We start from the raw sequence: 8,203 nt of genomic DNA, 5'->3' as shown, positions 1-8,203 counted from the left end.
GAGTTACGGCCCCAATCACGCGAGTTCCGTCTCAGATCACGTGAGTTACGGCTTGGCTCACGCGAGTTCCGGGTTCAAGGACTCCGAATCCGGGGCCTGGGCCGGGGTTCGCTTGGCTTCGCGGCGGGCGCGTCGGCGTTCCTTGCGGGTCTCGACCATCGTGTAGAGGGTCGGGACCAGGACCAGCGTGAGCAGGGTGGAACTGACCAGGCCGCCGATCACCACGATCGCCAGGGGCTGGCCGATGAACCCGCCCTGGCCGGTGATGCCCAGCGCCATGGGAACCAGGGCGAAGATCGTCGCCGCCGCCGTCATCAGGATCGGGCGCAGCCGGCGACGGCCGCCTTCGGTGACCGCGTCCGCGACGCTCATCCCCTCCGCCCGGTACTGGTTGATCAGGTCGATCAGCACGATCGCGTTGGTGACGACGATGCCGACCAGCATCAGCATCCCGATCAGGGCCGGCAGGCCGAGCGCGGTACCCGTGGCCAGCAGCAGCCCGATCGCGCCGGTCGCCGCGAACGGGATCGACACGAGCAGGATCAGCGGCTGGATCAGGCTCCGGAACGTCGCCACCATGATCAGGAACACGATCGCGATGGCCGCCAGCAGGGCCAGGAACAGGTTCGAGAACGCCTCCTGCTGGTCCTGGCTGACGCCGCCGAGCGAGTACGCCGCCCCGCCGGTGAAGGTCAGACCGTCCAGCTTGGACTTGATGTCCGCCGTCGTCTTCGTCAGGTCGTCACCGGTGTTCTTCGCGGTCACCGTGGTGCTCAGGTCGCCGCCGGTGCGGTGCACCGACGCCGGGCCGTCCACTGTGGACACGCGAGCCACCTCGTCCAGCCGGACGACGCCGCCCGGGCCCGGGATCGGCAGCCCGCGCACCTGGTCGACCGTCACCGGAGCCGTGCCGGCGCGCAGCACGATGTCCGTGCGCTGCCCGCCGACCGGCAGCTGCGTCACCGTGCGCCCGGCGATCGCCTGGTTGGCGATCTGCCCGATGGTGCTCGCCGACAGCCCGCGCGCGGCGGCCGCGGCGTCGTCCACCTCGACCTGCACCCGCGGCGAACCGACGCTCAGGTCGCTCGACACCTCGCTCAGCCCGGACACCCCGCGCAGCGCCTGCACCACCTGGTCGGACGCCGGCTTCAGCGCGGCCTCCGACGGCGCGGTCACCGTCACCGAGACCTGGTCGGAGTTGAACCCGGACGCGTCCGCGCCGATCTTGATCTCGCCCAGCTCGGGCCGCGACGTCAGGTTCGACCGCAGCCGGTCCGACAGCGCGTCGAGGTCGGTGTCCTTGGCCACGGTGACCGAGATGCTCGTGTTGGTCCCGCCGCCGAAGCCGAACGCCCCGCCGCCGCCGATGCTGACCTGGTAGGTCTGCACCGCGGGCTCGGCCGCGAGGGCCTGCTCGACGGCCGTGGCCGCCTTCTCCTTCGCCTCGACGCTGGTGCCGGCGGGCAGCTTCTGCGTCATGTTCAGCGTGGTGCCGCCGGACTGGTCGAGGAAGTTCGTGTTCAGCCGCGTCGCGAGCCCCACCGTGCCCGCGAAGATCAGCAGGGCCAGCAGCACGACGGTCAGCCGCCGCCGGGTCGCGAACCGGATCACCGGCAGGTACGCGCGCTGCAGGATGCTGCGGCGCTCCTTCTCGACGGCGGCTTCGCGAGCGCGTTCGGCCTCGAGAGCGTCCGCCGGGACCGCGGGCCGCTTCAGGAACCAGTACGCCAGCACGGGAACCACGGTCAGCGAGACGAGCAGCGACGCCAGCAGCGCCACCGTCACGGTGATCGCGAAGGGCGAGAAGAGCTCGCCGACGAACCCGCCGACGAACGCGATCGGCAGGAACACCGCGACCGTCGTCAGCGTGGACGACGTCACCGCGCCGGCCACCTCGCGGACGCCGTCGAGCACCGCGCGGTCCTTCTCCTCGCCGTAGGCCAGGTGCCGTTTGATGTTCTCCAGCACGACGATCGAGTCGTCGACCACCCGGCCGATCGCGATGGTCAGCGCGCCGAGGGTGAGCAGGTTGAGCGACAGGTCGCCGGTCCACAGCGCCAGCAGCGCGACGACCACCGACAGTGGGATCGACACCGCGGTCACCAGCGTCGAGCGCACCGACAGCAGGAACAGCAGGATGACGACGACCGCGAAGGCCAGGCCCAGCAGGCCTTCGGTGGTCAGGCCGCTGATCGCGTCCTTCACCGGGGTGCCCTGGTCGAACACGACGCTCATCTCGGCGCCGGTCTTCTTCGCCAGGTCCGGCAGCTTGGCGCGGACGGCGTCGGAGATGGCGACGGCGTTCCCGTTCTCCACCATGGTGACCGAGAGGCCGAGGCTGGGCTTGCCGTTGGTGCGCGTGATCGACGTCGGCGGCGCGAACCCGGCCTGGACGTCGGCGACGTCACCGAGCTTCACCGGCCCGCGCGCCGGCGTGCGGCCGGCTCCCGCGGTCGCGCCCGGCGTGAGGTAGAGGTTGCGGATCGTGTCCACAGTGGTCTGACCGCCGCCGATCTGGACCGACAGCGTCTTGCCGTTCTCGGTCAGCGTCCCGGCCGGCACCGCGGCCCCGGCCGTCTGCAGCGTGGTCGCGATCGACGCCGGGTCGACCCCGGCCGCCGCGAGCTTCGCGTAGTCGAGCGTGATCGTCACGCGCGGCTGCTGCACGCCGGTGACGGTGACCGTGCGGACACCGTCGATCTTCCGCAGCTCCGGCGCGACCTGGTCGGTCAGCGCGGGCGCGAGGGCCTGCGGGTCCCCGGTGGTGCCCGCGGCGACCAGCACGACCGGCAGGTCGTCGGTGCTGCCCGCGGACACGGCGGGCTCGCTGTTCTGCGGCAGCCGCGGCCGGATCTGGTTCACCACCTGCTGGATCTGCGAGACGGCGGCGTCGATGTCGGTGCCGAACTCGAACTGCGCGACGACCCGCGAGACGCCGTCCGACGACGTCGAAGTGAGCTGCTCGAGGCCCTTCAGCCCCTGGAGCCCGCCTTCGAGGGGCTCGGAGACCTGCCGGTCGACCGCGTCCGGCGACGCACCCGGGTACGCGGTGACGATCTGCGCCTGCGGGAACTGCAGGGACGGGAAGAGCTGCTGCTTGAGCTGCGGCAGCGCAAAGGCACCGAAGCCGACGACGACCAGCGCGAGCAGGCCGATCAGGCTCCGGTTGCGCAGGCTCAGTCTGGCCAGCACGGACATGACGTGGAAAACCCCCTCGGGAACGACGCGACGACCGACGTCTGCGTCAGTGACGGGGGAAGCGTCCCATGTCCGACCTGAGGAGCGACTCAGTCTGGGGGTGGATTCCGGGTCGTCCCTGGGGAGGAGACCGGACCCTGAGCAGCACTGGGTGCCGGTTCGGGTGCGCTCGGTGAAGAGGTGTCCTCTTCGGACGGCTCGGGTTCGCTGCCATTGGTGGCGACGTCTTCGGCGCGCGGGCGCTTCAGCGGTGTGGTCGTGCGGTCCCACAGCTTGCGGCCGTCCTCCGAGCGCAGCCGCTCGGAGGCGCGTTCCATCTCCAGCCGCCGCCACTTGCGCCGCTGCCGCCGGGTCGCCTTCGCCGGCCACAGCTCCTGGATCGCGCTGTTGAAGTACGCGCCGCCGACCACGGCCAGCCCGATGAAGAACATCAGCAGCAGGAAGGCGATCGGCGCGGCCAGGGCGCCGTAGGTGTAGCCGGTCTTGGTGATCCAGTTCAGGTAGACGCGCAGGCCGACCGAGGACAGCAGGAACACGACCATGGCGAGGACCGCGCCGGGCAGCCCGCGGTGCCACGGCAGTTTCCGCGGCAGCGCGAGCTTGTACAGCGTGGTCAGCGCGAGGGTGATCATCACGCCGAGGGTGGGGAAGTAGAGCGCGCTCACCCACGACGTCACGGTCGGGCGCCAGGCCAGCGGGAAGAACTCCGGCAGCAGGTCGGGGCCGATCGCCAGCAGCGGCAGCCCGACGACCAGGATCACCAGGCCGCACAGGTACAGCAGGAGCGCGAAGATCCGCTGCCAGACGTCGTTGCGGACGCCGTACTGGTCGTGCGCGACGGTGATCGCGTCGACGAACGACGACATCGCCGACGAACCGGCCCACAGCGAGATCAGGAAGCCGACCGAGACGATCTCGCCCTTGCCGACGGTGAGGATGCTGTTCACGGTCGGTTCGATGATGTCCTGGACGGCGTTCGTGCTGAAGACCGTCCGGCAGAAGCCGATGATGCGGTCGTGCACGGCGGTGACGACGCCGGCGCCGAACCACTCGCCGACGAACCCGAGCGAACCGAGCAGGCCGAGCAGGAGCGGGGGCAGCGACAGCGTCTGCCAGAAGGCCGCCTCGGCGGCCTCGGAGAAGATGTTGCCCTCCCAGGCCTTGGCGAACGTGCGCGTGAGCAGGCGCCACGGCCCCTTGCGGGCCACCTTCGTCGCTCCGGACGGCTGCACCTCACCCATGACGTGTCCAGCATGGTCCATCCGTGCTGATTTGGCTCGTCACACCCCCTGCGGCCGGGCGTGTCGGGGGACATCACCCGTGCCGGTGCCCGGAACTGTCGGACCCGGCCGGTAGACTCGCTCCAGTGCCCTCACCGAAGTCTCCGACACCGCAGTCGGTACCACAGTGAGGGTTTTCGCACGTCAACGGCATGAGCGAGGGGGAGGACCGGCATGACGGAGACGCAGCTCGGGGCGCCTCCCGCGGAGAAGGACTCGACCGCGCGCCCGCTGCGGGCGTGGCAGCGGCGGGCGCTCACCAAGTACCTGACGCGGAAGCCGAAGGACTTCCTCGCGGTGGCGACGCCCGGCGCCGGCAAGACGGTGTTCGGCCTGCGGATCGCCGCGGAGCTGCTGAGCGATCGCACGGTCGAGGCGATCACCATCGTCACGCCGACCGAGCACCTCAAGCACCAGTGGGCGGCCTCGGCCGCGGCCGCCGGCATCGCCATCGACTCGAACTTCCGCAACGGCACCGGCGTCACGTCGTCGGACTACAACGGCGTCGCGCTGACGTACGCGCAGGTCGCGGCGCACCCGACGCTGCACCGGGTGCGCACGGAGAACCGCAAGACGCTGGTCATCCTCGACGAGATCCACCACGGCGGCGACGCGAAGAGCTGGGGTGACGCGATCCGCGAGGCGTTCACCCCGGCGGTGCGGCGCCTGTCGCTGACCGGGACGCCTTTCCGGTCCGACGACTCGGCCATCCCGTTCGTCACCTACGAGCCGGATGCGGGCGGCTTCCAGCGCAGCAAGGCCGACCACGCGTACGGCTACGCGGACGCGCTGGCCGACGGCGTGGTCCGGCCGGTCGTCTTCCTGGCGTACTCGGGCGAGGCCTCCTGGCGCACCAGCGCGGGGGAGGAGTTCACCGCGCGGCTCGGCGAGCCGCTGACGGCGGAGCAGAACGCCCGGGCGTGGCGCACGGCGCTCGACCCGGCGGGCGAGTGGATCCCGGCGGTGCTGCAGGCGGCCGACACCCGGCTGTCGCAGGTCCGCCAGAGCGTGCCGGACGCGGGCGGCCTGGTCATCGCGACGGATCAGGAGTCGGCGCGGGCGTACGCGAAGATCCTGGAGCGCATCTCGGGGGAGATGCCGACGCTGGTGCTCTCGGACGACCCGAAGGCCTCGGGCCGGATCAAGGAGTTCTCCGAGACGAACGAGCGCTGGATCGTGGCGGTCCGGATGGTCTCGGAAGGCGTCGACGTCCCGCGGCTGGCGGTGGGCGTGTACGCGACGAGCGCGTCGACACCGCTGTTCTTCGCCCAGGCGATCGGCCGGTACGTGCGAGCGCGGAAGAAGGGCGAGACGGCGAGCGTGTTCCTGCCGTCGGTGCCGGTGCTGCTGGAGCTGGCCAGCGAGCTGGAGGCCCAGCGCGACCACGTCCTCGGCAAGCCGCACCGCGAGAAGGAGGGCTGGGAGGACGAGCTCCTGGCCCAGGCCAACCGCACCGAGGACGAGCCGGGCGAGGAGGAGAAGGCGTTCACGTCGCTGGGCGCCTCGGCCGAGCTCGACCAGGTCATCTACGACGGCAACTCGTTCGGCACGGCGGTGTTCTCGGGCTCGGACGAGGAGCAGGAGTACCTGGGCCTGCCGGGCCTGCTGGAGCCGGATCAGGTCCGGGCGCTGCTGCGGAAGCGGCAAGAAGAGCAGATCGCGGACGAGAAGCGCCGCAAGCCGGCCAAGGAGGAGGCCCCGCCGCCGGCGGCCCGGCCCCAGTCGGTCAGCGAGCGGCTCGGCGCGTTGCGCAAGGAGCTGAACGCACTGGTGGGCATGTACCACCACCGCACGAAGAAGCCGCACGGCGCGATCCACAACGAGCTGCGGCGGGTGTGCGGCGGCCCGGTGACGGCGATGGCGACCGTCGAGCAGCTCGAAGAACGGATCGTGACACTGCGGTCCTGGTGAGGCCTCGGGCGGCGCGCTGTCGCCCGGGAGGCTGAAGTTCCGGCGATCACCGTCCGTCCCCGGGGCGGCGCGATCACCGCACCGCCGGGCTTGTGACGCTGCGTATCACGCTGTCACCCGGGGGTCGCCCGTCCGTTCCCCGCGGAATGGCCTTTCGGGCACCTCTTGGCCCGAAGTTCGCAAGTCGGCGACCGATCCCGCCGCCACCCCGTGGATTCGCCACGGGTTGCGCTCGGTGCACACGACCGGCCCAACGTCACGGGTCGATGAAACCTCGATGTAACTAACCGTGAGTGCTGGCGATCACATCGTCAGCGGATCTACTCTTTCCGGGCGAGGTTCAGCCCGTGTTGCCGAACCGTGTCCAATTGGTGTCATTTAATCGATCCAGCTATCTTCCCCGCAGCCGCTCAGCGGCATATGTTGTCGCCCACAACATATGCGCGACGGTGCGCCGGGCCTCCCCGGATCGCCGCCTCGCTGGCCCGAAGCACACGCCGACGGCCACTCGTCACCAATGCTTGGATCCGGAAGGAACGAGGATGCGCAGCAGAACCCTTACCCTCCTCGCCGCGACGGTGAGCGCCGGCCTGGTGCTGACCGCCTGCGGTACCAACAGTTCGAACAGCGGGGGCACGGGGAGCAACTCCGCTTCCTCGTCCGCCCCGGCCGCCGGTGGCGGTGCCAGCGGCAAGGTCGGCGTCATCCTGCCGGAGACCGCCAGCTCGGCCCGCTGGGAAGCTTTCGACAAGCCGATGCTGCAGGCCGCTCTCTCGGCGCAGGGCTTCGAGGCGGACGTCCAGAACGCCCAGGGCGACGCCCAGAAGTTCTCCACCCTGGCCGACGGCTTCATCAGCTCCGGCGTCAAGGTCCTGATCATCGCTCCGTCCGACCCGGCCGTCGGTGCCGCGGTCGAGGCCAAGGCGAAGACCGCGGGCATCCCGGTCATCAACTACGACCGCCCGAGCCTCGGCGGCAGCGCCGAGTACTACGTCTCGTTCGACAACGAGAAGGTCGGCCAGCTCCAGGGCCAGGCCATGGCGGACGCGCTGAAGGACAAGGCCGGCGCGGGTGTCGTCCAGATCGAGGGCGCCCCGACCGACAACAACGCCACGCTGTTCACCAACGGCCAGGACTCCGTCCTCGAGCCGCTGTTCTCCTCCGGCAAGCTCAAGCGGATCCAGAAGCAGCCGATCAACGACTGGGACAACCAGCTCGGCGGCACGACGTTCGAGCAGATCTTCCAGGCCAACGGCGGCAAGGTCGACGGCGTCGTCGCGGCGAACGACGGCCTGGCGGGCGCGGTCATCACCATCCTCAAGAAGAACGGCCTCAACGGCAAGATCCCGGTCACCGGCCAGGACGCCACCGCGGACGGCCTCATGGCGGTCATGCGCGGCGAGCAGTACATGACCGTCTTCAAGCCGATCAAGGAAGAGGCGGAGGCGAGCGCCAAGCTGGCCGCCGCGCTGGCCAAGGGCGACAAGGCCGCGGCCGACGCCATCGCGACCGGCAAGCTGCACGACCCGAAGAACAACCGCGACATCAAGTCCGTGCTGCTGACGCCGACGACGATCCTCGCGAAGGACATCAAGACGGTCGTGACGCAGGGCTACGTGAAGGCGAGCGAGATCTGCGGTGGCGACCTCGCCGCCAAGTGCACCTCGCTCGGCATCTCCTGAGCCCCGGTAGTACCCCATGAACAGCCGGGGCGGGGGGGGCCCCCCCCCCCCCCGGCCCCGCCCCCGCCCCCCCCCCCAAACGACCACCCCCCCACACAAAAACACACACCCAAACAAATAAAAATTAATGTG

At 70.3% G+C, this 8,203-nt stretch carries 4 protein-coding genes; 2 read left to right on the top strand and 2 right to left on the bottom strand.

Features of this window, described 5'->3' with window-relative positions:
* Window positions 1-57 precede the first annotated feature (57 nt).
* On the bottom strand, window positions 58-3,198 hold the full coding sequence (locus ACWEVN_RS44085; RefSeq protein WP_452055255.1) for an efflux RND transporter permease subunit: 3,141 nt from the start codon (window positions 3,196-3,198) through the stop codon (window positions 58-60).
* A gap of 89 nt (window positions 3,199-3,287) precedes the next feature.
* Window positions 3,288-4,439 carry a YihY/virulence factor BrkB family protein gene (locus tag ACWEVN_RS44080; RefSeq protein WP_449685429.1) on the bottom strand — a complete coding sequence of 384 codons (1,152 nt, stop codon included), beginning with the start codon at window positions 4,437-4,439 and terminating at the stop codon, window positions 3,288-3,290.
* Window positions 4,440-4,652: 213 nt separating this feature from the next.
* Between ACWEVN_RS44080 and ACWEVN_RS44075 the strand changes: the two genes are divergently transcribed.
* Window positions 4,653-6,389, top strand: a complete 1,737-nt coding sequence (locus ACWEVN_RS44075) for a DEAD/DEAH box helicase (protein WP_310974867.1) — start codon at window positions 4,653-4,655, stop codon at window positions 6,387-6,389.
* Between the two features lie 542 nt (window positions 6,390-6,931).
* Entirely contained in the window at window positions 6,932-8,071 is a 1,140-nt protein-coding gene (locus ACWEVN_RS44070; RefSeq protein WP_449685430.1) for a sugar ABC transporter substrate-binding protein, read from the top strand.
* Window positions 8,072-8,203 lie beyond the last annotated feature (132 nt).

Source organism: Amycolatopsis sp. NPDC003861 (assembly GCF_053605405.1).
This window is presented reverse-complemented; position numbering and strand designations above follow the sequence as displayed.